A 22,387-nucleotide genomic window follows, 5' to 3' on the forward strand; every position below is an offset into this window, starting at 1 on the left:
GAAGGCATTCGTGGCTCAAGCGGGCAAAGCGGTGCTTGCATCGAGTGAACGCGAATACGAGATGGTCTATCGAGACGGCGGCGCCTGCCAGCAGGACCAGACCAGTGCGCCCGCCTATGAGCCGACGTCCGATGTACCGGCGTGCTTCGTCGGCTGGCGCTGTAAGCAGCGGAACAGTGACAGCGGTGTAAATTAGCGTCCCGGACCAAGCGCGTCTGAGGCGAGGGGTCTTGCCGCTCGTGCCTGAGGATGCCGCAAGGGTATGCCCGCGACCGCTTCGGATTCCGAGGATTCCGGTGAGAATCCTCAGGTGGGCGAACCTCCTGCGACCGCTCTCGGCATTAGGAATCCGAGAGCACCATCGCCCCCGGTCAGGTCGGGCACCGCTGCGGCGCCATGCGAATGGTAGGGGCGAGCCGTCCCAACCCGTATCGGGCAGGGCGCCTTTGGCCGCATGGCCTGCCGGCCCCCCGAAGTTCCCACGGAACAGTCGGCCAAGAGACTCGGTTTGGGCTTTAGGCACGTCACGTTGGCGTGCCGGAGACGACTAGGACATCTGATGGCGACTGGCACCGTGAAGTGGTTCAACGAGACCAAGGGATACGGCTTCATCCAGCCCGATGACGGCGGCAAGGACGTATTCGTCCACATCTCGGCCGTCGAGCGCGCTGGGATGCGCAACCTGATCGAGGGGCAGAAGATCTCCTACGACGTCGAGAATGACCGTCGTAGCGGCAAGGAGAGCGCCGGCAATCTGCAGGCGGCCTGAGCCCTCCTGTTCTGAGACCTCGGCAGCAGGTGTGGCCGGTCGCCGACTTGACCAGGCGGCCGCATCACGCATCCCGAGCCGCGTCGCGTATCGGCTCGACCGCCGGTGAAATCGACGACCTCCCCCGCCAGCCCGCGATCGAATCGGGCGGCGGGGCCCATCTGCTGCGGCCGGTGGGCAACCCGCTTCCGGCCGCTTAGCCGCCTTCACAGGCCCGCCGTAACTCGCCGGCATGTCATCCGGCCTCGCCCCTGTTCTGCGTCCGAACCGGTCGCGCTCTGGCACGGCTCCATCGAGGCCATCTCCCCGCTCACGCCCAGCGATTCCCGCGCGCTCGGCGACCTGTGTGGCCGTGACCGGTTCCGGTCGCAGAGGGAGGCCAGGATCCGGCCCCGGGCCTCCTTGCGCGGACGCGCGCCTCGGGGTGCCACTGCCGGAACAGCGTTCCGCCGATCACCGTTGCGAAGCCAAAGAGCACGACAATGCCGACAACATGGCCCGGGCTGTCACGCATGGCGATGGAGCTGCTGCCCCCGCATGGGCCCGTCTAAGATGCCGGGCCGCAGGGCCTTTGCGGGCGCCCCTCAACGCCACCGCTCCTTCATGCAGGCCAGCACGTAGACCGTCCGCATGCACCGCTCTCGATCGGCCTGCGAATGCGCATGTTCCATGCAGGCATTCATTCCCGAGGAGAGCAGCCCGCGATCAACATCTTTCGCGGCGGCACACGTGAAGATGGGTTGAAACCCCTCAAAGGTGCTCACCTGCCAAAATATGAGGACGAAGGACAGCAGGCAGAACGCAGAGACCATCACTTTGCTGTCATAGAACCAGTGCCTGCGTTCGGTCGTGGCGCCGCGCACTTCGCTCACCCCTTCACCGGATGCGCCAGCAGGATCGCGGTGCGGACCCTGTTGGGCTTGTCGGCATCACGATCGGCGAGGAGCGCGTCCCGGGAGGCCTTGTGCCCGGCGATCGCTCCGGCCGAGCGAGGGTCCAGGCATTCGCCAGCGTATAGGCTTCGGTCGCGAGATGCGTCAGCACCGTGCCGACCGCCGCGTTGATCTCGCCGTCCGTGACCGCGACGGCGTTGCGAAGGTCAGAAACAATTGTGTTCGAGGTCATCCCCCGCCCCTATCGCGCCTGCCCGGAGCCGTCCACTGACCTGACCGGCCGGCTTTGTGGCCCTCCCTCGGGTTCACGGACAGCCCCGATACGCTCACGGCGACGGCCTGCGGCCGGGACAGCGCCTGCGAGCGTATCGGCCCAGCGCGGCCGAGATGGTTGCGCGCTTCGACAGCCATGCTCGCAGGTTATGGGGACGGGCGTCGGGGTCAACTGGTCGGCGAGTCCCCCTGGCGATCGGCCGCGCCACGGGATCTGCGGAGGGGCTCCAGCGAAACCGCCGAGCGACACCGTCGACGGGGATCCGACTCAAATCAACGCCGTCGACCGCGTGGGCCATGCGAAGCTGATGAATCCGAGAGCAACCTGCGGGTGAACCTCCTAACCGGGACGGTCCCGGCTAGCGGCTTGCGTTTTCCGGGCGACCCGGTGATGAAGCATTTATTACCGGGCGGAACGCCGTTTTTCCACGGATAGCGGCGAGGAGATAAATGTGGCGACAAGCAAGATGCCTAAGCCCGTCCCGACAGGGGTAAGCGGGCTGAATGAAATCTTGCGCGGTGGATTTCCGCCCTCGAACCTCTACTTGCTGCAAGGGGCCCCCGGTGCAGGCAAGACCACCGCGGCCCTTCAGTTCCTACTGGCCGGGGTCGAGGCTGGCGAGCGGTGCATCTATGTGAGCCTGTCGCAAACCGCAGCGGAGCTCGAATCGATCGCCCTCTCACACGGATGGAGTCTGAACGGTATTCGGGTCGAAGAATTGTCTGCCTCGGACGCAGTCAATGGCGCGGCCGACCAGACGATCTTTCAGACTGCAGAATTGCGCTTGGACGAAACGCGCCAGGCGATCGAACGGGCCATTGAAGAGCACAAGCCCAGTCGTCTCGTTTACGACTCGCTGCTGGAGATCAGGCTGATCACGGGTGATACACCCCGCTTCCGTCGCGAACTGATCGGTTTCAAGGCCTTCCTGGCTAAACGCAACGTGGTCGCCCTATTGCTCGACACACAGAACGGCCAAGGCGTGACTGGCGAAGAAGTCGAGGGTATCGCCCACGGTGTGATCCGCTTTGACAAGTCGCTTGAGGAGTACGGCGCAGTTCGTCGGCGGATTGAGGTCAGCAAGATGCGCGGCGTGCCGATCGCCGATGGTTATCACGATATGGCGATCCGCGAAGGGCAGGGCGTCGTCGTGTTTCCACGCATCGTGCCGGGCGCGGCGAGGGAGTCCATCAAACCGGAACTCATCAAATCCGGTGTCGATACTCTCGATGAGATGTTCGGTGGCGGCCAGGAGGCAGGAACGACGACGCTGGTCATCGGCCAGTCCGGCACCGGCAAGTCCACGATGGCCTCGCTGTACTCGACGGCCGCGTTGAAGCGTGGCGAGAGCGTAGCATTATTTTTGTTCGAGGAGCGACTGGAAACCTTTTTCCGGCGCTCGGAGGGCCTGGGCATGAATTTGCGCCAGTTCCATGAGAATGGTCAGCTCATCATTCGCGATTTCAATCCGAACGAGATCTCACCAGGCGAATTCGCACAAATCGTTCAAGAAATTGTCACGCAGGACAACAGCCGCGTCGTCGTGATCGACAGTTTCACCGGCTATCTCAACTCGCTTCCCCATCGCGAAAAGGCAGTCCGCGATATCCAGGCATTGCTCAAATATCTCGCGCGGGCGGGTGTATTGACGATGCTGATCGTCGCCCAACACGGTCTCCTGGGCCAAAACGTCGGGATCGACGTCGATGTCAGCTTTCTTGGCGACACTGTTCTACTCCTCCGGATTACGGAGCACGATGGCCGACTACGGCGGAATATCACCGTGGTGAAGAAACGGCATGGGCCCCATGACCTCGACGTCCATGAACTCTTCATCAGGAGTTCGGGAGTGACCGTCGTCCCCTACAACCCGCTTCCGGAAGCGTGAGCGATCTGGGTTTCGAGGATCTCTCGGCGCTGGATCACGTGCTGGTCCTGGCGCCTTATCGCAAAGACGCGATCTACCTCGGCCGTCTGCTGTCCGAGCACGGCATTCGTGTCGAGACAGCGTCCGGCATCGACGACATCGTGGCCCAACTCGCAACTCTGCCTGGAGTTTTGGTCACGACGCATGAAGCCCTGACGCCTGCCGTCTTGAAAGCGGTCGCGGTCCATTTGCGGTCCCAGCCCGCTTGGTCGGAAATGCCCATCGTCGTGCTGCTCGATCGTGCCTCTCCGAACGCACGCATGCGCGCAGAACTGAGCCGAGCATGGCCACGGGCCCGACAACTCTTCTATCAACGGCCCGTCACGCCTGTGGAACTGGTCAGCGGAGTCCAGTCTGCTTTGTTGGCCCGCCTTCGGCAACGCGACGTGCGGGACCATATCGCACGTGAGATCGAATTGCGGCGCGAGTTAAACCATCGGGTCAAGAATATCCTCGCCAGCGTCACATCGATCTTCGAGATGACCCGCCGGGGCGCAACATCGATAGAAGAATTTGCCGAGGACTTCAGGGGGCGCCTTGGCGCACTGGCCAAGGTCCATTCTGCGGTCTTCCATGCGGCCGGCGAAATCGTACCGGTCCAGGAGATCGCCGATATCACATTCAGCCCCTATCGACTGACCGGCGAGGATCGGATCACAGCGCGCGGGCCTACCGTCATGCTGCACCGGGAAGCCGGAACGACGTTGGCGCTGTGCCTCCATGAATTGACAACCAACGCAATCAAGTACGGTGCCTTATCGAAAGCTGAAGGGCGGGTGCTTCTCGAATGGACGGTTTCGGATGACGAGCCGCGCGAGCTGTCGATAAGCTGGCGCGAGAGCAACGGACCGCCCGTCACGGAGCCGGTGCGTGCCGGCTATGGGACCCGCTACCTGCGTGCCGCCCTGACGGGAATGTTCGGACAAAAGCCTGTGATTGCCTTCCATCCCGAAGGTCTGCGGTGCGAAGCGCGCGGCTCCTTAGCGCGAGTGTCCTGCAACCAATAGATCTATGCCGCGCCCGCAATCTATCAGTCTAGAGAAATATTTTTGGCGAATCGCATGCGTATTTTCTGCCTTGAAGACAATGCCCTCATCGTATTTCATATCGAGCAATTGCTCGAAGATTTGGGCCACGTATTTGTAGGCGCTCTGGAAAGCTTCGCCGATCTTAAGGAAAATTTTTCGGATCTCGAGTTTGACGGCGCGTTGGTTGACATTGATCTTACCGATGGGCGTACCGGCCCGTCGGCCGCCGCCTGGCTCTTGGAGCGCGGCATTCCAACAATTTTCATTACTGGACAAGAACAAATTGCGGATCAACATCGCGACATATCGATTGCAATCATCGGTAAGCCGATTTCGCAGTTGGACTTCGCGCAAAAAATGGCGCTCTTCCCCTTGGGAAATGAATGATATCCGATTTTGAATTTCGGAAATCGTAAGAAAACATCTCCCTAGAAATCCAACCCGCGAACGATGGCGCTCAATCGGAGCTGGCCTCACAGTTTTGATGCTTCAGCATGAATCGATATCGCGTAACGCTTATTTTCCCCGAGGCCCGATGCTCATTCGCATTTCATAACGCCCGCATTACAGTGAAAGGAAAAGGATCGTTCAATCTGCTGGAGCGGTACGCTCGGATTTTCACGGCGCCAGCATCGACAATTGCTCTGAAAAAGCTGTCGGGCTTTCAAATGCCGACAGATCACGCGCGATCGAAGGCTGAGAGCGCCTCACAAGATTTCCGCTGCGCCGTCGTACCCCCAGAGAGAACGCCCCGGTGATCGCGAGTTTTGTGAATGGCTCTGAGAACGCATCTGCTTCTAACTCTCGCATGTTCGAAAGCTGGCATTCTGCGTTCGATCTATAGCAGCCGAGTTCGGGTGATTTTGGAATGTCCGCTTTCTGGAAGCTGCTCCGGGTAGCCGGATGGCGGTTAATGCCGTAGGCCCGCTTACCGGCCAGGAACCAAGGTCCGGTCGTGGCGCGATGCTTGCGCTCTGTGTGATGCTCGAGGCGCGCAGCTTGACGGCGTAGTCGGGCTGCGACCGCCTGCGGCACCGGTCCTCACGCGTCCGGGATCCAGATGCCGTGGAAGCCCTGCGGCACACGCCGCGGCAGGCGCACTCGCGCCAGGGGCTCGGCCGCCACGTCCGCCGCCTCCAGGATCACGAGGTCGCTTGCCCCGCGAACTTGGTCATAGACGAACCCCATCAACCAGCCGTCATCCGAGCCGCCGGACACGTGGGCGAACTCACTCGGGATGCCGTCGACGAACACGTGCGTCGCGTCCTGACCCCGGGTGAGATCGTAGCGCACCAAAGCGCCGTTGCGGGCCTCGTCTTCGCCCGAGCCGGCCCCGGTCTGCACCGCGTAGAGCACGTTATGCTCCAGCCCCGTGCGTCGCGCGTCGATGCGCGGAAACTCGATCGCGCGATCGTCCAGATCCGTCTCCTGCGCGCGCTCCGCCCCAGGGCAAACACGCCAGCGCCTCAACCGCGCACGCTCGAAGCGCGAGGTGGAGGGGCCGCCGCGCCACAGCTCGGGGTACCACGCCACGTCCAGCACCAGCGTCCCATCCGCCTCCTCGTAGGCGTTGCCGACATGAAAGACGTAGCCGGGCCCGACCGCGACCCAGCGGATAGCCTCGGCCCCCGCGCCGCGCGGTAGCACGCCGAGACGGGGCGCATGCACATCGCTCCAGGTGAACGGCATCGTGCCGCGCATCGCCAATCCCAGGTCGAACACCACCGGCAGGTCCATGAACACAACGTGCCCACGCGTGAGGGCGAAGTCATGCATCATCACGGGCGCGGGCAGCGGCAGGGCTGAGCTGCGCACCAGCGTGCCAGCGGCGTCGGCGACGTGGTAGGTCAGGTAGGGAGGCCGCGGGCTGTAACCGAAGAAGTGCAGCTCGCCCGTCTCAGGGCAGATCTTCGGGTGGGCCGTGAACGGCGTCGTCAGACGCCCGCCGAAATCCTCGTAGCCCAGAGTCTCGAGCTCGGGCCCGATCCGCATCGGCAGGGCGTTCTCGACGAGCGCGAAGGTGCGCCCGGCATGGGCCACGACGCTGGTGTTGGCGACGCTGCCGCGCAGGTCGAGCGGGTTGCCGGAGTCACAGCCCTCGAAGTGCGGCGTGCGCACCCAACGGTTGCGGTACCATTCGGCGCGGCCGTCGCGTAGCGCGACGCCGTGGATCATGCCGTCGCCGAGGAACCAGTGGCCGGAATGGCCGTCGCGAGGATTGGCGCCGTTGCGGGCGTAGAGGCCGCGAAGCTCAGGCGGCACCGCGCCTTCGACCTCGAGCGCAAAGCTGGTGACCTCCTCCTGCACGGGGGCGAAGTTGCCGTCGAGCCAGTAGGGTGCCGCCTCGACCTCGGGCATCGGCGTCTCCGTATCGTGCTGTCCGTCCCTCGGAGTGCCGGATGCGCGAGGCGCATGCCTTGCCGCGGATACGAACGGGCTTCTCTTGCGACTGCGCGAGCCGGTCTGCGGCCTGCCGGCGGCCGGGCGCCCGGAACGCCGTCGTTCACCTGGGGAGACATGGGCCCGCACACGAGCCTGTCGAGCGACCGGGAAAGAGGTTCCGGCTCGCGCGAGACCACGCTCGCCGCCGCCATGAGTCGGCACCGACGTCCCTATCACCACCGTGCCCTCAAGACCCCTTTCCATCAGGAAAGCCTGGTGGTGCGGGCAGTCGGGCCCGAACCAGTCTCCTTGCGCGCATTCCCTGTCCGTGCGGAAAATACAGGGACGAGCTTCGGAAAAGCCAATCGCTGAGCAGATGTGCGCTGGATTGTCATGGTCGATCAGCTGCTTGGCGAGCCTTTCCCTACAAGGGTAAGCGGGGAAGGAAAACAGCGCATGCAGGGGATCGGCAATGGCCTGCAGGCGACGGCGTTTTCAGCATCGCGCGAACGCCCGAATCGAGGGATTACCGAAGCAGACCTTCCGGCCTGCGCCCATTGCCGCCACCCGGCCGACTCGGACGGCATCTCCGAATTGGACATGGTAGCAGCCCAGTTATCAGGGCTGGATCGCGCCGATAGCCGAAGGCGCCCATAAGCCAGTGCGGACGTTCTGGCCCATATTCGTCCGGGCCGGCTGCCGACAAGAAACATTCAAATTAATCTACCACCGCGAGCAGGCTGCCTCACCTTTCACGCCAGATGGATTAGAGCCTCCGCTTCTCAGCCTCCCAAATCGCCTCAGAACATCTGACGACGGACAATCCACCAGCAGGAAGGATGCGGCCGGAGCGACGCTCAGTCCCGCCGGTCCCGGCGCAGGGTCTTGAGGCCGATGCCCGTCGCCTCGAAGCCGCCGTCGACGGCGAGCTGCTGGCCGGTGACGAAGGTGGCGCGCTCGGAGCAGAGGAAGACAATCGCTTCCGCGAGTTCCGTCTCCAGGCCGTAGCGCCCGAGGGGGACGGCGTCGTGGTAATCCGCGCGGATCTCGGGGCTGTGGACCGCCTTGGCCATCGCCGTGTCCACCGGGCCGGGGGCGACTGCGTTCACGCGGATCCCGAACTGCGCCAGCTCGACGGCCTGCTGCTTCGTGAGCTGCGCCAGCGCCGCCTTGCTGGTGCCGTAGGCCGTCCGCAGCGTCGAGGCGCGCAGGCCCGAGATCGAGGTGACGTTCACGATCGCGCCGCCACGCTCGGCCAGGAGCGGGACGGCCGCCTGCGTGCACAGGAACGGCCCCGACAGGTTCACCGCAAGCACCTGCGACCAATCCTCGAACGTGGTCTCCATCAGCGGCTTGAAGATCGCGATGCCGGCGTTGTTGACCAGCGCGTCGAGGCACCCGAACCGGTCGGCGACCTGCCGCACCGCCTCCGCCACCGCCCGCGGATCGGAGACATCCGCGGTCACCGCGAGCACCGATTCGGGACGGTCGAGCCGGACGGCCGCCGCCTCCACGCCCGGGCCGTCGATATCGAGGAGGGCGACGCGCCATCCTTCCGCGAGGAAGCGGGTCGCGGCGGCGAGCCCGATGCCGCGGGCCGCCCCCGTCACCAGCGCGGTCCGGTCCTTGGTGTCGCTCATGTCCCGTCTCCGTCGGCGACGGCCGCGCTCCGGCGGCAGAAGGGATCTTCAGGCAGGCAGCAGCGCGGCCGCCGCGAGCGGGGCCGGATGGGCCTTCCTCGTCGTCACGCCGTCGCATTCCGAGGCGTGGTTTAATTGCTTATCGATGGTGCAGGCGAAACCGTGAAGATTCGGTGGAGATCAGGTCTGCCCGATACAGGAGTTGCGGCGGCTGCGGCATCAAGCAAGCGGGAGAGATCGAAGACTCCATCCATAGCGCAAATCTCAAGTATAAATCTCAAAATCTGACCGCGCAAATAAATCGAAACGCCGGTAAAATTGCTAAAATAGCTGTCAATTCCGGCGATTCGTTCAGAAAAAACAGAAAGATATCTTCATCGTCGATCTTATAAGATCAATCAAAGATCCGCACCGCAGTCTGAGCCCGATTGTCCTACGGTCGCTAAGCGCTCATCCCAGTCATTCGAGGACTCTGACACGCTTCGCCACAGCGGACATAGCGCGTGGCGGCGGACCGACTGGCTCATGCGCATAACGCCTGCAGTAAAGGACTTACACAAACATAACCAATTCTTGCGCCCATGGCGACGGAATGACATGACGTATTTCGGCGTCGTCAGAACTTAGCGGTGACCAGCTTGGGTTCCGCGACGGGCTTCGGAGGTACCACCCAAAGCGGCGCTGATATCGTCAAATAGGTTGCCGTACCGGCAAAACGATTCGCAACGGCGAACTCGCGCAAGACCCTCACGTTCGTGGAAACGGGGATCTCGCCGACTTGGAAGGTGTAGCCGATCTGGCCACCCAGAGCCGTGACCCGGCCCTTGAAGGGGCCGACTTTGTCGCCTCGCCCGCTATCCCCCGTCAGCTGGTCATAGAAGTACCCGACGAGTCCCACCGATAACTCCTTGCTCAGATACTTCGACGCCGACCATTCCAGATGGAATTCGGTGCCCGTGAGATACTGTGTCGCCGGATTGATCCAGTTGAAGGTGATGCCCGGCACCACCGAGAGCTCGTAGCCGAGAGCGGGGTCGAGGTAGGTCAGCGCCCCGGAGAGATCGAACGCCGGGCGATTGAGCGCGATGTTGGAGAGCTGCCCGGTTTCGTAGGAACCGGACGGAACCACCCCAAGGGCCGTCACGCTCCAGTGGAGGTTGCCGGAGTGCCAGCCCACGAAGGAGGCGAGATAGATGTCGCCGACGTTGAACACGGCGTCCCGCTCGCGCCCACTGACGATCCGGTCGATCCGGGGCGACGAGAGCACCGCCCCAGCGCTCACGTTGGGCGTCCCGAACGGAACGGTGATGGAGAAGCCGAGGTTACCGCCCAGGATCTCGATCGGCGTGACCCAGATCGGTGTCACGAAGTTCGCACTGATATCGAGTTTGACATTCGCAGCGACGACGCCGCCATTCTGGAAAGTGCGGCCGCCCCCAAGATTACCCTGATAGAAGTATGTCTCGCTCTCGAAGTAGAAACCCGGTGGCGGGATTACGCCCGCGAGTGGCCCACGGTTGCCGAGAACATAAACACCTTGCGCGCCCTCCGCAGCGTGGCCTTTACCCAGGAGCACCAGACTCATTGTCATAGCGAACGCCAGCACAACGAGCCAATTCGGTCGATTTGTACTGCGCATAGCGCCCTCCGATTTGGAAAATATAGCTACAGTACCTAATCGTTACTACTTATTTCGCCATCGCCGCCCGGGCGGCTTGGATCTTCGCTTTCACCGCATCAAGGTTGAAGCTCGCGCCCTTTTGCATCGGCGGGAACTCGATGGCGGTCATCGCGAGCTTTTCCACCTCCTGTTGGACGAAGGTGAAGCGCCAGAACTCGTAGAGAAACCAGTTCATGTAGTTTTGCGTGCCGCCCCTTGTCCCATTTTCAGGCCAACCGGTGCGCTCGAACGGGTCGAGCCGGAGATTGGTAATATAGGGGACATCCGGTTTGGTTTTATCTCCAAGCCACCCAGCGGGCTGGTCGATAAACCGGTATTTGTAATCGCCGATCCGCACGGCTCCGAGTTCGCTTTCTCCGAAATACCAGACTTCGTTGCGATTCGAAGGACCTTTGCCGGTGATCATGTCCATCTGATTGTAGCCGTCGAGGTGCACCTTGTAGGTCTCGTCGCCGATCTTTTTGCCCCTCTTCAGTTCTTCACCGATGTCGGCGTCGCCCGCCGCCGCGACGAGCGTGGGAAACCAGTCGAGGCCGGAGATGACACCGTTCTCGACCTTGCCGGCGGGCACTCTCCCGGGCCAGCGGATTATCGCCGGCGCTCGGAAGCCTCCCTCCATGACCGTGCCTTTCGACTGCGCGAATGGGGTCTGCCCGCCATCCGGCCAAGTGAAGACTTCCGTGCCATTGTCAGTGGTGAAGACGACGATGGTGTTATCGTCCACGCCCAACTCCGTCAGCTTCTTCATCACCAAGCCGACGTCATCGTCGAGTTGCGCCATGCCGGCTTCATGGATGGTCCAGCCGTTCTTGGAGTTGCGCAGAGCTTGATATTTCGGTGACAGGTGCGTGGTGACGTGCATCCGGGTGGGGTTGAGCCAGACGAAGAACGGCTTGCCGTCGGCCTTGGCCTTGTCGATGAAGTTGAGTGCCAGGTCGCGGATCTCGTCGTCCACCGTCTCCATCCGTTTCGGGTAGAGCGGCCCAGCGTCCTCGATCCTCTGCTTACCCACCACGCCCCAGCGCGGGTCGTCGGTCGTGTCTGCTACGCTCGTCGCCCAGGAATGGACCATGTTGCGTGGACCGACCTTGTCCAGCAGCTCCTGCGGGTAGCCGGGGTGGGCCGGGTCCTCCATCGCGTCGAGATGGTAGAGGTAGCCGAAGAACTCGTCGAAGCCGTGCACTGTGGGCAGGAACTCATTCTTGTCCCCCAAGTGGTTCTTGCCGAACTGTCCGGTGGCGTAGCCCATCCCCTTCAACACGGTAGCGATGGTCACGGCCTGCGCCGGTAAGCCGATGGGTGCGCCAGCCTGGCCGACTGTCGTCATGCCGGTGCGGATCGGCAGTTCCCCGGTGATGAAGGCCGCGCGCCCGGCCGTGCAGCTCGCCTCGGCGTAGTAGTCGGTGAACAGCATGCCCTCGGAAGCCAGCCGGTCGAGGTGGGGCGTCCGTCCCGCCATCATGCCGCGATGGTAGGCCCCGATGTTCCAGATGCCGATGTCGTCGCCCATGATGACGATGATGTTCGGCTTCTGCCCCGCCGGCGTCGGCTGCTGCTGAGCCTGCGCTGCTGCCGTCTGGGTTGTCGTCATCAGCCCGGCGGTCGCCAGAAGCGACGTGCCGGCGAGGAGCATGTTCCGGCGGCTGAGTGCGCTTGCCGGCTCGGAGCCCGTTTGATCCGCTTGGTGCACGTCGTCGTGAGTCATGACCGGTTCCTCTCTCTCAGGACGCACCTGAAGCCGACGTGGCTCATTGAGGTGTCGACCGGTTGCGCGTGGCGGGCCGCGGGGCGATAGCGGCGGCAGTAATTCGGCGCGCAGAGGTGCGAGCCGCCCTTCACAACCTTGCAGGGGATCCGGACCTGCGGATTGCGCGGGTCGAAGCTGTCCTCCGCGCGCCCGCCATGCGGGTTCCGAGGGACGCAACAGGCCTTCAAGGCATCGGCCGGATGCGCCGATCCGTACCAGTCGGACGTCCATTCCCAGACATTGCCGATCATGTCGAAGAGCCCGTAGCCGTTCGGGGGGAACGAGCCGACTGGCGTGGTGCGCTTATAGGTGCGGGGGGCGGTGTTGAGGTGGGGGAAGTCGCCTTGCCAGGTGTTGGCCATCAGGCGTCCTGCGGGCGAAAATACATCACCCCAGGCGTACTCCGCGCCATCGAGGCCACCGCGGGCCGCAAACTCCCACTCAGCCTCGGTCGGCAGTCCCTTGCCCGCCCAGGCGGCGTAGGCCTCGACGTCACGTAGCGCGACGTGCACGACAGGATGGTCGTCGAGGCCCTTGATCGAGCTACCCGGTCCGTAGGGATGCCGCCAGTTCGCCCCCCGCACAAAAGTCCACCATCGGGTCCAGTCGCGCATGTCGCCGGGCTGTCGTGGCGGTGAGAAGGCGAGCGAGCCGGCGTAGAGCATGTCGGGTTGCGCGCCCGGATAGTCCTTGGGATCAGGAGGGCTCTCCGCGACGGTCCGGTAGCCGGTCGCGCGGACGAAGTCTCTGAAGCGGCGGTTGGTGACCGGGGCCTCGTCGATCCAGAAGCCGTCTACGGTTACACGGTGGGCGGGCGCTTCCTCGGGATAGTGCACATCTGACCCCATGCGGAACGTCCCGCCTGGTATCCAGCACATGCCCCGGCGAACATCTGGCATCGTCGCGGGAACAGGCCGGTTAATCGCACTCGACGAAGCACCAGCCATCTCGTGTTCCTGTCGGACGTGAATAGATATTTCCTGCCAAGAACAAAATCGAATTTTTCAAAACTATCTAAATTAACTGCAATATTGGCACGGTCCACAGATATAATAAGAAATAATTACATCTGAATGCAAGTCAGCAATGCGACGTAACTAGGCGGTCCGCCGATGCTCACTTCCTGAATGCAGGCTTTACGGCGCTGGGCTTTGAAACCGGCCCATTGCTGCTCAAGCTGTGTCCGGGCCAGTGTCTCATCGTGAATACAGCCCTGATCGGTAGTCCGGGCGCTCTGACCGAGTGATGGCGCCTCGCCGCAGATTGCCTTGATGTTGAAGCGCGGCACCTCGTCGGCTTGGACAGCCGTGGCAGCGAGAAGCGGCAAGACCAGCAGGCACAGTGGCTTCAACATCTGCCGTCCCATCCGTCGGACTACGATGCGATAAGCCTTTCCATCCTACGCAGGACGGTCGGGCTGCATTGGTGTCCATCCACGCAAGCTAACGATCGGTGCGAACCCACAGACGGCTGCACCTCGCCGGCATTTGACACCGGACGCTCAAGGGTCCGCTCGGGCAATAGAATTTTTATTCTAAATCTTGTCAATAGGATAGAGTGGAATAAATATCTCACACGCATGAAATTTTCGTCGTAAAAATTACATTGGCAATAAATCTAACAAATTTCGTGATATTCGAAATGAAATCCTTTTGACTACAAATATTTCTGAACAATACAGAGCGCGACAACGAGCAGATCTAATAGCTGCACGCATGTTTCGATTCAATATTAGGCATGCCGAGCGTCCAGTATGCCGCCTCCGTTTGATTTCTGCTTTCCGCTATCGAGCGGACATTCGGGGCGGCAGTCTGCAAAGGCTCAATCTGAGACCACGATCTGAGCCACGACGAAGGTCGGCTTCTCCGGCTTGAATGCCGGAAGCCGTCCGGCCGCTTCCGGCCACATCTGGAAATTGGCACCCGCACGTCCGCACGGCAGAGTTCGGTGGATTTCTACCCGTCCTCTCTCGACTGGATGATGGGCCTAGCGGGCATTCAGCAACGGGCTAGGTCCGGGCCAGCATGGTGGCGCGAGCAGGCATGGAGAGCGTCGCTACGCGGTTCTGCGGTGCGCAACTTCTCGGTCGGTGCTGCGGATGCGATGGCTCAACGATCGCTCGTCGGTTGTCCCATCACACCACCTTTTCCGTGATTTTCTGCGGCGTGGGTTTCGTACCCTGGAAGGAAGGCCGACGTTCCATGCGATCGCTATAGGCGGCAAGGCTCGGGTATTGCTCACGCCACGGATAATCCGGCCAGCGAACGTCGAGATACCCGACGACCGTTCCTGCCGCGATGTCCCCGAGCCCGAAGCTGTCGCCGACCGCGTAATCCCGGTCGCCGATCAGGCGGGCGATCTCGCGCACGCCGCCATCGACCTTTCGGCGCTGCCGTGCGATCCATTCCGGGCTCTGCCGTCCCTGCTCGCGCATCTGCTCGAAGAACATGAGCACGAACGCGTCACAGGTGCCGTCGCAAAGCACCTCGAACTTGCGTGCGAGGAGCCGACCGTCGACATCTTCTGGAACGAGCGGCGGCGTCGGGTACTTCGCCTCGATCCATTCCATGATGTAGCGCGACTCGTAGACGGAGCTCCCGTCATCGAGGATGAGAACGGGCAGCTTCTCAAGCGGATTGTACTGCGGCGTCACGGTCGTGCCGTGCCAGGGCACTTCGGTCTCCAGGGCGAAAGGGATGCCCTTCTCGGCGAGCGCGATCCGCACCTTGCGGGCATACGGGCTCGGTGTCGCGCTGATCAGCTTCATCATGCTGTAATCCTGGGCAGGTTCATTCCGCGGGCACCGAGGCGGGCGGCGCTGTCCGGCCGACCGAAGCGCCCCGCTGGTGATCGATCCGTGCCTGCGGACTCCTGTCCGTCATGGACACGACGTAGCAGACGAGGAACGCGAGCGGCATCGTCACGATCGTCGGCGGATCGATCGGAAAGATCGGCGTCGCGTAGCCCAGAACGCCGACCCAGACTGGCCGGCCCAAGATGGTGAAGAGGAGCGCGGTTCCCAGCCCGACGCATCCCCCGGTCACGGCGCCCCGCGTCGTGAGCCCTGGCCAATACAGGACGAGGATCAAGAGCGGCAGCGTCGACGAGCAGGCGATGGAGAACGCCAAGCTCACCATGTAGGCGACGTTCTGGTTTTGGAACGCGATGCCGAGCCCGATCGCGACGATTCCCAGGATTACGGTGGCGTAGCGCGAGACGCGCACCTCGGATGCATCGCTCGCGCCGGCGCGCCGGAACACGCTGGCATAGAGGTCGTGTGACACCGCCGTCGCCCCGGCGAGCGTCAGGCCCGCGACGACCGCGAGAATGGTCGCGAAGGCGACGGCCGAGATGAATCCGAGCATCAGGTCGCCGCCGACCGCGTGCGAGAGGTGGATCGCCGCCATGTTCCCGCCGCCGATCAGGCCGCCGGCGGCGTTCACGTAGGCCGGGTTCTTGGCGACGAGGGCGAGCGCTCCGAACCCGATGACGAACACGAGCGCGAAGAAGTAGTTCATCCAAACCGACGCCCAGAACACGGATATGCGCGCGGCGCGGGCATCGGGCACTGTGAAGAATCGCATCAGGATGTGGGGAAGGCCGGCGGTCCCGAACATCAGCGCGAGTCCGAGCGAGATCGCCGAGACGGGATCGCGGGACAGGAATTGCGGCGCCAGGATCGACTCCCCGCGGGGGTGCCGGGAAACCGCCTGCCGAAGCAGCGCGCCATAATCGAACCCGAAATGGGCCATCACGAGCAGTGCGATCACCGTCCCGCCGATGAGGAACAGCACCGCTTTCGTGATCTGCACCCACGTCGTCGCGACCATGCCCCCGAACAGGACGTAGCAGATCATCAGGAGCCCGACGATGAACTGCGCATAGATGTAATCGAGTCCGAGCAGAAGGCGGATGAGTTGCCCGCCTCCCACCATCTGGGCGATGAGGTAGAACGCGATCACCACGAGGGAGGCCGAGGCCGCGAAGATGCGGACCGGCTTCTCCTGAAGGCGCGTGCAGGCGACGTCCGTGAAGGTGAAGCGGCCGAGTGCACGCAGCCGCTCCGCCATCAGGAAGACCACGATCGGCAGCCCCGTCGTGTAGCCGACCGCATAGATGAGGCCGTCGAACCCGTTGCCGAACACGAGGCCAGCGAGCCCGAGGAAGGCGCCCGCCGAGATGAAATCGCCGGCGATCGCGAGACCATTCTGGAATCCTGTGATCCGTCCTCCGGCCGTGTAGAAGTCCGATGCCGATTGCGTCCGTTTCGCCGCCCTGTAGGTGATGTACAGCGTGCCCATCACGACGGTCGTGAAGAGCGCAATGGCGGTCAGGTTGAGGCCGCCGCTGGTCCCGCCTGTCTGTGCGAGGGCGGGTGCCGGTGCGAGAAGGGCCAGGCCGGATAGCCCGCGGCGGCGCGCAGCCGAGACCCTCATCGGATGCTCTCGCGGTTCGCGATGAGCACGTAAATCCCTGTCAGCGCGACGCCGAGCGCGATCACGAAGAGACCGTATGCGAAGGCGACGGTCACCGTGCCACCATCGACAAGCGGTCTGGCCAAGACGGAGGGCGCAAACGCGCCGAGCCCGACGAAGCCGAAATAGAAGAGCATCAGAGTCGCGGTGAGGCCGAGGCCGAGCCGGGGGCGCCCGATTTTGCCACCCGCCTCCGAAGGTGGGGAAATCTGCAAAGCCATTGGTGTCTCCGGACGCGTCGCGGAAGCATCAGCAACTCGGATGCCAACCCGAACACCGCTCCGGGAAAGACCTGCGCTCTCGATCACCTTGTGACGAAACTCCGCTCCCGAGAAACATTTGCGCAGACCGCTGCGACTGCCATGGGCCGCAAGCGGTTGGACATCCAATTTCTGCTTCACCGCACTGGTCACTCGGAAGCAGCCATGCCGCTTCCGGCCAGCTTCGGCCGGCCGCTTCGCGCCCATCCCGGCCCTTCAGCACCATCCCGTCCATCCTCCGAAGCGGGCGCCGGCGGGGCGGCGCCGTTCCCGTACCAGCATGCGGACGCCCATGATGACAGCCGCCATGCCGATCTTCGAAACGAGATGCGAGAGCCGGACGCGTCGCGATGATAGAGCGCCCAACGAGGCGTCCAGTGCATCCGGTCGGGGGATGGCCACCGGCGACATGGTCATCTACTTGGCTCTGAGTGCCAGCCGTGACGCGGAGCGAGGTGAGCATGGCGCGGCAGACCGTCGGCGTCGTGGATGTCCTCTCGCCAGGATAGGCCGGCTCGTCGAGGCGGCGCGCCTATCGCTTTCGGTAAATCAGGACGTTACATGCTGACTTGGTTCCGGGCGTTGATGCCGAAGGAGGATCGCTTCTTCGACCTCTTTGAACAACACGCTGCTACGCTGGTGCAGGGATCGGCCGCGCTCCGAGCTTTGCTCGACGGCACGCAGGACGTTCCGGTGGCCTGCCAGGCGATCTCCGCATACGAGGAGACAGCCGACGCCATCACCCGTGAGGCCCTGCTGGCGGTTCGCAGGACTTTCATCACTCCGTTCGATCGCGGTGACATCCAGGCCCTCGTCGGCTCCCTGGATGATGCCATCGACCAGATGCTCAAAACGGCCAAGGCGGTCCAGCTCTTCGAGGTGACCACTTTCGAGCCGTCGATGCGCGAGATGGCCGCCGTGATTCAGGAGGCCGCTTCCGTGACCGCCGAGGCCCTCCCGAAGCTGCGCGCGATGGGCGAGAATGCGACCGCGCTGAACAGCCTGACCGAGCATGTCATACAACTGGAAGGCCGCGCTGATGATCTGCACAATGCGGGGCTCAAGGAGTTGTTCAAGGCGTCGCGGCAGGATCCCATGGCCTTCCTGGTCGGGTCGGAACTCTACGATCACCTGGAGAAGGTCATGGACAGGTTCGAGGATGTCGCGAACCAGATCAGCAGCATCGTCGTCGAGCATGTCTGAGCCGGCCGCGTGACACTCCTGATCGTCCTCATCGCGGTCGCCCTGGTCTTCGACTTCCTGAACGGCCTGCACGACGCAGCCAACTCGATCGCGACCATCGTCTCGACCCGGGTTCTGGCACCCCGCTACGCCGTGCTCTGGGCGGCGTTCTTCAATTTCGTGGCGTTCCTGGTCTTCGGCCTGCACGTCGCCGGCACGGTCGGGTCCGGCATCATCGACGTCGCTGTGGTGAACGATCGGGTGATCCTCGGCGCGCTCGGCGGCGCCATCACCTGGAACCTGCTCACTTGGTATGCCGGCATACCGTCATCGAGTTCGCATGCCCTTATCGGCGGCCTGCTCGGGGCCGGCATCGCAAAGGCGGGGGTGAGCGCAATCGTCTGGCCCGGCGTGATCACGACGAGCGCGGCGATCGTGCTCTCGCCCGCCCTCGGCTTCGCACTCGGGCTGTTGCTCATGCTCGGCGTGTCGTGGACCTTCGTGCGTTCGACGCCATACGCCGTGGACAGGCTGTTCCGCGTCCTGCAATTCGCCTCGGCCTCGCTCTACTCCCTTGGCCACGGGGGCAACGATGCACAGAAAACCATGGGCATCATCGCGGTGCTCCTCTACGCCCATGGGGCGGGCGGCGGGTCGTTCCACGTGCCGCTCTGGGTGGTGCTGTGCTGCCAGACCGCCATGGCGCTAGGCACCCTGCTGGGCGGCTGGCGCATCGTGCACACGATGGGGTCGAAGATCACCCGGCTGTCACCCATGCAGGGCTTCTGCGCCGAGACCGGGGGAGCCGTGACCCTGTTCGCCGCCACGGCATTCGGGATCCCGGTCTCGACCACCCATACGATCACCGGCGCGATCATCGGGGTCGGCGCAGCCCGCAGGGTGTCGGCTGTCCGCTGGAACGTCGCGCAGGGCATCGTCATCGCCTGGGTGGTCACGATGCCGGCGGCAGCCCTGGTGGCGGCGCTGATCTATGACGTGTCCGGCCTCGTGCTGCCGTAAGGCGGCGCGAGCGCGGCCGTGCCGGAGCCGGCGGTTCAAAGTACCTGGGACGGCTCACTTCAGATCATGCGTGTCTCGCCGGGCTTGAGACCGAGCCGGCGGACCATGTCCCGCGACAGCGCACCGACGATTTCGACCTGCATGTCCTCAGTGGCCAGCGCGCCGACTTGAGCCAAAGCTGCCTCGGCCCAGTTGGCCACGACGGCATAGACCCGGACGGCCTCGCGCCTCTCATGCACGGCGATCAGGTACGCTGTGTGCTTCTCACGCTTCATCACTGACCGGCCCCTATGCGAGGTCGCATCCGGCGTCGCTGCCTGTTCAATCGTCGGGCTTCCCGCGGGGTGATGGCGCCCATCTTGGCACCGGCGTGGAACTCCAGTTTCATGCCGTTCTCGATGCTCGGACCCTCCCGGTGCCCATCGGCGGCCGCGAACTCGGCCATGCCAGCATGGCCTTCGGCGCCAACCTGCTGTCTGACCAATTCGGCCGCGATGCAGTCGGGACCGGCCCCGGCCACTCTCGTCAGTACTGGACCGGCTAGACCGAGCGCTGCCGCCAAGGCCCGACGAGAAACGCCGCCGGTATTTATCGACTGCCTCCATTTCCAGTTGTGTCGGGCAACAGCTGGCTTGTGGAGCGGTTGCAGGCCGATCGCCGTGGACAACTGTCGAAGCTGACCCTCGAGGGGCCGGCAACGGGCATTGGGAATTTGCCAGTCGGTCGAGTGCCGAGAAAGCCCTCGACAGAATCTCATCAGCGCACGGGCAGGGGCGTCAGATTCGAGCCGTGGTTAGGCCCAGCGTGGCCGGACAGCGTTCGGCCAGATCCGGCCGGACGTGTCACGCCCATTGCAGCCGTCCCGCCCATCATTTGCATATCTTGGAAGGGGATGTTTCTGGGCTCAATGAACAGGGACTTGGACCGCATTTTATGGGAATGTAAGACACCAAGAAATCAATTATTGCGTACTATTTATTCATCGATCTGTATAGAAAATTGTATTTTTATTAAAAAAATAGATATTTATTAACCAAAATTTGCCGATGTCGGGGCGATGTGTAATCTCGAGCACCAACCACGGCGTAGAGGATCATGACGATTATGGATCCGAAACAACATATTCAGCCTGCCGCAAAGTCATCCAGCATCCATCTTTTCGAGGTGAACCGCTACAAGATTTGCTTAAATGGAAATTTTTAAAGGAATCCGATGGAGAACCAGGGGACGAGGATGATGGCGAGGAGGCCGACCAGGAGGGCCAGGATGTAGCCGACGATCGGGCGCATGCCGGCGTCCGGGTGGATCCGGCTGATGGCGCAGGCGGCGTAGTAGCCGACGCCGAAGGGCGGCGCGAACAATCCGATGCCCATGGCGAGGATCACCACCATCGCGTAGTGGACCTCGTGCACGCCGACCTGCCGGGCGATCGGGAACAGCAGCGGGCCGAACAGCACGATCGCCGGGATGCCCTCCAGCACCGAGCCCAGCACGATGAAGGCCGCCGCCGACACGAACAGGAAGCCGATCGCCCCGCCGGGCAGGCTCTTCATCGTCACCGCCAGCGTCTGCGAGAAGCCCGACTGGGTCAGCGCCCAGGCCATGCCGGTGGCCGCGCCGATGATCAGCAGGATCGCCCCCGACAGCGTCGCGGTCGTCACCAGCATCGGGTAGAGCCGCCGCCAGTCGAACTGACGGTAGATCAGCAGCCCTGCCAATGCGGCATAGACGATCCCGATGGTCGAGACCTCGGTGGCGGTGGCGATGCCCTCGACCACCGCGAAGCGGATCACGAAGGGCAGCGCCAGCGCCGGCACCGCCACCACGAAGGCCCGGCCGATGACCCGCCGCGCGGGCCGGGCGACGTGGCTCAGGTCCTCGCCGCGATAGCGCCACCACACGAGCGCGCAGAGCGTCACGGCGAGCACGAGGCCCGGCAGCAGGCCGCCGGTGAACAGGGCGGTGATCGACACCCCCGTGACCGAGCCGATGGTGATCAGCACGATCGAGGGCGGGATCGTCTCGGTCTGCGCGCCCGTCGTGGCCAAGAGCGCCACGAGGTCGCCCTCCTTGGCGCCCCGCGCCTTCATCTCGGGGAACAGCACGGGCGCGACCGCGGCCATGTCGGCCGCCTTCGAGCCGGAGATGCCCGACACGAGGTACATCGCCCCGACCAGCACGTAGTGCAGCCCGCCGCGCACGTGGCCGAGCAGGCTCGCCAGGAAGCCCACCATGGCCCGGGCCATGCCGGTCATCTCGATCAGCAGGCCGAGGAAGACGAACAGCGGCACGGCCAGCAGGATGAGGTGGCTCATGCCCTCGTCCATGCGCCCGACCACCACCATCGAGGGCGCGTTGGTGGTGAGCGTGATGTAGGCGAAGGTCGACAACCCGAACGCGAAGGCGATCGGCACGCCGGAGAAGACCAGCGCGCCGACGCCGAGGACGAAGAACAGCAGCAGATTGAGGTTGCCCAGCCCCGCGAACCAGGGCTGGAGCGCCACCAGCCCGGCGGCGAGGCCCCCGCCCAGCGCCAGCGCGCCCACGGTCAGGCGCCAGTCGGCGGTCTCCAGCAGGCGGATCGCCGCGACGACCAGCATGAGGCCGAGGCCGACCGGCAGGGCGGCGGCCCGCCAGGCGTTGTTGAGTTCCAGCGCGGGCGTCTGGACGAAGGCCTCCTCGCTGGCGAACTCCCAGGCCGGCTCCAGCAGCAGCGCCACGAAGATCAGGCCGGCCACCAGGGCGACCGTCTCCAGGAAGGCGCGCAGGCGCGGGCCGCTCATGGCGACGAGCGCGGTCATGCGCATGTGCTCGGCGCGGCGGAAGGCGACCACGGCGCCCAGCATGGCGAGCCACAGGAACAGGATCGAGGCCAGTTCGTCCGACCAGACCAGCGGTTCACGGAACACGTAGCGGCTCACCACCCCGCCGAGCAGCACGCCGATCTCGGCCAGCACGAGCAGCGCCGCCGGGATCTCCACGAGGTAGCCCAGCCCGTCGTCCAACCGGCGCAGCCACGGCCGCGCGCGCAGGGGCGGACCTGCCAGCTCAAGACCCGCCGCACTCTCCACCGCCGCGATGTCGATCTGCATGGCGCCCTCCCTTCAGG

At 63.6% G+C, this 22,387-nt stretch carries 19 protein-coding genes; 6 read left to right on the forward strand and 13 right to left on the reverse strand.

Annotation, left to right across the window (positions count from 1 at the left end; all coding sequences use genetic code 11):
* Positions 1-559: 559 nt before the first annotated feature.
* Positions 560-769 carry a cold-shock protein gene (locus Q8W67_RS21675; protein WP_305549836.1) on the forward strand — a complete coding sequence of 70 codons (210 nt, stop codon included), beginning with the start codon at positions 560-562 and terminating at the stop codon, positions 767-769.
* A gap of 584 nt (positions 770-1,353) precedes the next feature.
* Here Q8W67_RS21675 and Q8W67_RS21680 read toward each other — a convergent pair.
* The gene (locus tag Q8W67_RS21680) at positions 1,354-1,641 is read right to left on the reverse strand and encodes a hypothetical protein (protein WP_305549837.1); all 288 of its coding nucleotides are present in this window, start codon (positions 1,639-1,641) and stop codon (positions 1,354-1,356) included.
* A gap of 761 nt (positions 1,642-2,402) precedes the next feature.
* Between Q8W67_RS21680 and Q8W67_RS21685 the strand changes: the two genes are divergently transcribed.
* Genes Q8W67_RS21685 through Q8W67_RS21695 form a run of 3 tightly spaced genes read left to right on the forward strand, consistent with a single transcriptional unit; the run spans position 2,403 to position 5,278 of the window.
* Positions 2,403-3,824 (forward strand): ATPase domain-containing protein, encoded by a 1,422-nt coding sequence (locus Q8W67_RS21685; RefSeq protein WP_305549857.1) that lies wholly within the window; start codon positions 2,403-2,405, stop codon positions 3,822-3,824.
* Positions 3,821-4,870, forward strand: coding sequence for a sensor histidine kinase (locus tag Q8W67_RS21690; protein WP_370693929.1), 1,050 nt, complete (start codon positions 3,821-3,823; stop codon positions 4,868-4,870). Before Q8W67_RS21685 ends, Q8W67_RS21690 begins: the two co-directional genes overlap by 4 nt.
* A 54-nt stretch (positions 4,871-4,924) precedes the next feature.
* The gene (locus Q8W67_RS21695; protein ID WP_305549838.1) at positions 4,925-5,278 is read left to right on the forward strand and encodes a response regulator; all 354 of its coding nucleotides are present in this window, start codon (positions 4,925-4,927) and stop codon (positions 5,276-5,278) included.
* A gap of 231 nt (positions 5,279-5,509) precedes the next feature.
* Here the strand turns inward: Q8W67_RS21695 and Q8W67_RS21700 are convergent, their stop codons facing one another.
* The 10 genes from Q8W67_RS21700 to Q8W67_RS21745 all read right to left on the reverse strand — a co-directional run bounded on the left by Q8W67_RS21700 (position 5,510) and on the right by Q8W67_RS21745 (position 17,037).
* On the reverse strand, positions 5,510-5,926 hold the full coding sequence (locus Q8W67_RS21700; protein ID WP_305549839.1) for a hypothetical protein: 417 nt from the start codon (positions 5,924-5,926) through the stop codon (positions 5,510-5,512).
* A gap of 6 nt (positions 5,927-5,932) precedes the next feature.
* Positions 5,933-7,249, reverse strand: coding sequence for a carotenoid oxygenase family protein (locus Q8W67_RS21705; protein WP_305549840.1), 1,317 nt, complete (start codon positions 7,247-7,249; stop codon positions 5,933-5,935).
* An 881-nt stretch (positions 7,250-8,130) separates the two neighbouring features.
* On the reverse strand, positions 8,131-8,913 hold the full coding sequence (locus tag Q8W67_RS21710) for an SDR family NAD(P)-dependent oxidoreductase (RefSeq protein WP_305549841.1): 783 nt from the start codon (positions 8,911-8,913) through the stop codon (positions 8,131-8,133).
* A gap of 616 nt (positions 8,914-9,529) precedes the next feature.
* On the reverse strand, positions 9,530-10,552 hold the full coding sequence (locus tag Q8W67_RS21715) for a transporter (RefSeq protein WP_305549842.1): 1,023 nt from the start codon (positions 10,550-10,552) through the stop codon (positions 9,530-9,532).
* 49 nt (positions 10,553-10,601) lie between these two features.
* Positions 10,602-12,299 (reverse strand): arylsulfatase, encoded by a 1,698-nt coding sequence (locus Q8W67_RS21720; RefSeq protein ID WP_305549843.1) that lies wholly within the window; start codon positions 12,297-12,299, stop codon positions 10,602-10,604.
* Positions 12,296-13,240 (reverse strand): formylglycine-generating enzyme family protein, encoded by a 945-nt coding sequence (locus tag Q8W67_RS21725; RefSeq protein ID WP_305549859.1) that lies wholly within the window; start codon positions 13,238-13,240, stop codon positions 12,296-12,298. The genes Q8W67_RS21720 and Q8W67_RS21725 overlap by 4 nt, the downstream gene beginning before the upstream one ends.
* A gap of 164 nt (positions 13,241-13,404) precedes the next feature.
* Positions 13,405-13,695 carry a hypothetical protein gene (locus Q8W67_RS21730; protein WP_305549844.1) on the reverse strand — a complete coding sequence of 97 codons (291 nt, stop codon included), beginning with the start codon at positions 13,693-13,695 and terminating at the stop codon, positions 13,405-13,407.
* Positions 13,696-14,475: 780 nt separating this feature from the next.
* Positions 14,476-15,111: a glutathione S-transferase family protein gene (locus tag Q8W67_RS21735; protein WP_305549846.1), complete on the reverse strand. Its 636-nt coding sequence runs from the start codon at positions 15,109-15,111 to the stop codon at positions 14,476-14,478.
* A 19-nt stretch (positions 15,112-15,130) separates the two neighbouring features.
* On the reverse strand, positions 15,131-16,777 hold the full coding sequence (actP, locus tag Q8W67_RS21740; protein WP_305549848.1) for a cation/acetate symporter ActP: 1,647 nt from the start codon (positions 16,775-16,777) through the stop codon (positions 15,131-15,133).
* A complete protein-coding gene (locus tag Q8W67_RS21745) occupies positions 16,774-17,037 on the reverse strand; it encodes a DUF485 domain-containing protein (RefSeq protein WP_305549849.1) in 264 nt (87 codons plus the stop codon). Before Q8W67_RS21745 ends, actP begins: the two co-directional genes overlap by 4 nt.
* 600 nt (positions 17,038-17,637) lie before the next feature.
* On the opposite strand from Q8W67_RS21745, the gene Q8W67_RS21750 reads away from it, so the two are divergent.
* Both Q8W67_RS21750 and Q8W67_RS21755 read left to right on the forward strand, forming a co-directional pair.
* Positions 17,638-18,279 carry a DUF47 domain-containing protein gene (locus Q8W67_RS21750; protein ID WP_305549850.1) on the forward strand — a complete coding sequence of 214 codons (642 nt, stop codon included), beginning with the start codon at positions 17,638-17,640 and terminating at the stop codon, positions 18,277-18,279.
* A 9-nt stretch (positions 18,280-18,288) separates the two neighbouring features.
* Positions 18,289-19,278 (forward strand): inorganic phosphate transporter, encoded by a 990-nt coding sequence (locus tag Q8W67_RS21755; protein WP_305549852.1) that lies wholly within the window; start codon positions 18,289-18,291, stop codon positions 19,276-19,278.
* A gap of 59 nt (positions 19,279-19,337) precedes the next feature.
* Here the strand turns inward: Q8W67_RS21755 and Q8W67_RS21760 are convergent, their stop codons facing one another.
* Together Q8W67_RS21760 and Q8W67_RS21765 are read right to left on the reverse strand one after the other, a co-directional pair.
* Positions 19,338-19,553, reverse strand: coding sequence for a hypothetical protein (locus Q8W67_RS21760; protein ID WP_305549853.1), 216 nt, complete (start codon positions 19,551-19,553; stop codon positions 19,338-19,340).
* Between the two features lie 924 nt (positions 19,554-20,477).
* Positions 20,478-22,370, reverse strand: a complete 1,893-nt coding sequence (locus Q8W67_RS21765) for a TRAP transporter large permease subunit (RefSeq protein WP_305545069.1) — start codon at positions 22,368-22,370, stop codon at positions 20,478-20,480.
* Positions 22,371-22,387: the final 17 nt, after the last annotated feature.

Origin of the sequence: Methylobacterium sp. NEAU K (assembly GCF_030700285.1) — a bacterium.
Classification (GTDB): domain Bacteria; phylum Pseudomonadota; class Alphaproteobacteria; order Rhizobiales; family Beijerinckiaceae; genus Methylobacterium.

Excerpts from the sequence above, each read along its gene's own strand:
- Q8W67_RS21725 (WP_305549859.1), bottom strand. The coding sequence starts at position 13,240 with ATGCCAGATGTTCGCCGGGGCATGTGCTGGATACCAGGCGGGACGTTC.
- Q8W67_RS21750 (WP_305549850.1), top strand. The coding sequence starts at position 17,638 with ATGCTGACTTGGTTCCGGGCGTTGATGCCGAAGGAGGATCGCTTCTTC.
- Q8W67_RS21675 (WP_305549836.1), top strand. The coding sequence starts at position 560 with ATGGCGACTGGCACCGTGAAGTGGTTCAACGAGACCAAGGGATACGGC.
- Q8W67_RS21720 (WP_305549843.1), bottom strand. The coding sequence starts at position 12,299 with ATGACTCACGACGACGTGCACCAAGCGGATCAAACGGGCTCCGAGCCG.
- Q8W67_RS21715 (WP_305549842.1), bottom strand. The coding sequence starts at position 10,552 with ATGCGCAGTACAAATCGACCGAATTGGCTCGTTGTGCTGGCGTTCGCT.
- Q8W67_RS21695 (WP_305549838.1), top strand. The coding sequence starts at position 4,925 with ATGCGTATTTTCTGCCTTGAAGACAATGCCCTCATCGTATTTCATATC.
- Q8W67_RS21710 (WP_305549841.1), bottom strand. The coding sequence starts at position 8,913 with ATGAGCGACACCAAGGACCGGACCGCGCTGGTGACGGGGGCGGCCCGC.
- Q8W67_RS21705 (WP_305549840.1), bottom strand. The coding sequence starts at position 7,249 with ATGCCCGAGGTCGAGGCGGCACCCTACTGGCTCGACGGCAACTTCGCC.
- Q8W67_RS21760 (WP_305549853.1), bottom strand. The coding sequence starts at position 19,553 with ATGAAGCGTGAGAAGCACACAGCGTACCTGATCGCCGTGCATGAGAGG.
- Q8W67_RS21745 (WP_305549849.1), bottom strand. The coding sequence starts at position 17,037 with ATGGCTTTGCAGATTTCCCCACCTTCGGAGGCGGGTGGCAAAATCGGG.
- Q8W67_RS21730 (WP_305549844.1), bottom strand. The coding sequence starts at position 13,695 with ATGTTGAAGCCACTGTGCCTGCTGGTCTTGCCGCTTCTCGCTGCCACG.
- Q8W67_RS21735 (WP_305549846.1), bottom strand. The coding sequence starts at position 15,111 with ATGATGAAGCTGATCAGCGCGACACCGAGCCCGTATGCCCGCAAGGTG.
- actP (WP_305549848.1), bottom strand. The coding sequence starts at position 16,777 with ATGAGGGTCTCGGCTGCGCGCCGCCGCGGGCTATCCGGCCTGGCCCTT.
- Q8W67_RS21685 (WP_305549857.1), top strand. The coding sequence starts at position 2,403 with ATGCCTAAGCCCGTCCCGACAGGGGTAAGCGGGCTGAATGAAATCTTG.
- Q8W67_RS21765 (WP_305545069.1), bottom strand. The coding sequence starts at position 22,370 with ATGCAGATCGACATCGCGGCGGTGGAGAGTGCGGCGGGTCTTGAGCTG.